Raw genomic sequence first — 1,895 nt, forward strand, 5'->3', positions numbered from 1 at the left:
GGCCGCGCTTCCGTGCGCGGGGGTGGCCGTCGGGCCGTGGGTTGTGCGGCGTTGCGCGGAGCGGCGCTGGTGCGCCGTTTTCCCGGTGGGCCTTGGCCCGCCGGTGGTTCCGGCATGTCCGCGTGCGGACGATTTTCTGCTGTCGGGGTCGTATCGGCAGCAGTTCCGTTGACTTCCAAGAAGTCACGGGATAAGACATGATGCCTTTTCTGCGCGCCTTCGGCAAGAGCCGGAGCCGCAGGGTGGCACTCAATGTCACAAGGAGTGGGAAATGTCAAACGTGGTCGTGATGGGCGCCCAGTGGGGCGATGAGGGCAAGGGCAAGATCGTCGATCTGCTGACCCGCAAGTGCGACGTGATCGTGCGCTTCCAGGGCGGCAACAACGCCGGGCACACCGTGCTGGTGGGCGACAAGCAGTACATCCTGCACCTCATCCCTTCGGGCATCCTGCATCCGGGCAAGAAATGTCTCATCGGCAACGGCGTCGTGCTCGACCCCGCCGTGTTCTGCCGCGAGGTGGAAACCCTGCGCGGCAAGGACGTGGACGTTTCTCCGGCGCGGCTGATGATCAGCCGCAAGGCCCACGTGATCATGCCCTACCACAAGGCGCTGGACGTGGCCCGCGAGTGCCACAAGACCAACGAATCCAAGATCGGCACCACGGGCCGGGGCATCGGCCCCTGCTACGAGGACAAGATGTCGCGCATCGGCATCCGCGCCGCCGACCTTGCCATGCCCGAACTTCTGCGCGCCAAGATAGAGGCCGCGCTGCTGGAAAAGAACGCCCTGCTGGCCGGCCTGTACGGCGGCGAAGCCATGACCGTGGACGCGGTGTTCGACGAAGTCATGGCCGTGGCCCCGCGCGTGGTGCCCCACCTGGCCGACGTCACCGCCGAGATCGAAGCGGCCTGGGCGGCAGGGCAGCACGTGATGTTCGAGGGCGCCCAGGGCACCCACCTGGACATCGACCACGGCACCTACCCGTTCGTCACCTCGTCCAACACGGTGTCGGGCAACGCGGCGGCGGGCAGCGGCATCGCGCCCACCCGGCTTGACCGCATCGTGGCCATCGTCAAGGCGTACACCACCCGCGTGGGCGCCGGCCCCTTCCCCACCGAGCAGCTGAACGAGGCGGGCGACTACCTGCAGCAGAAGGGGCACGAATTCGGCGCCACCACGGGCCGCAAGCGCCGCTGCGGCTGGCTGGACGCCGTGGTGCTGCGCGAGGCCGTGCGCCTGAACGGCCCCACCGACATCGCCCTGACCAAGCTGGACGTGCTGTCCGGCCTGAAGGAACTGCAAATCTGCACCGCCTACGGATATCAGGGCGGTACCATTACCGTGGCCCCGCAGGAGCAGAACGGCATGGCCCACGTCACCCCGGTGTACGAGACCATGCCCGGCTGGGATGACGACATCACCGGCTGCACCACCTGGGAAAGCCTGCCCGCGCCCACCCGCGCCTACATCGCCCGCATCGAGGAACTGACCGGCGTGCGCGTGAGCCTGGTGTCCGTGGGTCCGGAACGCGACCAGACCATCAGCCGGGGCTGGTAGGCCCCGGCTCGGAATATCCACTCGTAAGGGGCGGCGCAGGCCGCCCCTTTTTCATGACGGATGCGCAACCGCGCAAGACCGGGCTGCCCGCGCGGGAGGGGCGGAACAGGCATGGACGGCCCCCCGCGCCTTCGGGTAGCATGGCCCGTCCGTCCGGAACCCGCTTCACACAAGTATCGGAACCACCATGGCCAACGACACCACCACTGCCCCCAAACGCGGTCGCGCCGCTGCCGCCGCCACGGATGCCCCGCCCGCGCCGCAAGACCCGCGCGAGGCCGTGGCCCCGCTGCTGGCCCCCCGGCATCAGCGCACCGTGGCCCACCTGCACGCGCTG

At 68.7% G+C, this 1,895-nt stretch carries 1 protein-coding gene; it reads left to right on the forward strand.

The annotated features are described in order from the left end of the window. The first annotated feature begins 271 nt into the window (after positions 1-271). Positions 272-1,558, forward strand: a complete 1,287-nt coding sequence (locus tag FVW27_RS14500; protein ID WP_167126414.1) for an adenylosuccinate synthase — start codon at positions 272-274, stop codon at positions 1,556-1,558. Positions 1,559-1,895 lie beyond the last annotated feature (337 nt).

Source organism: Nitratidesulfovibrio liaohensis (assembly GCF_011682075.1).
Classification (GTDB): Bacteria; Desulfobacterota; Desulfovibrionia; order Desulfovibrionales; family Desulfovibrionaceae; genus Cupidesulfovibrio; species Cupidesulfovibrio liaohensis.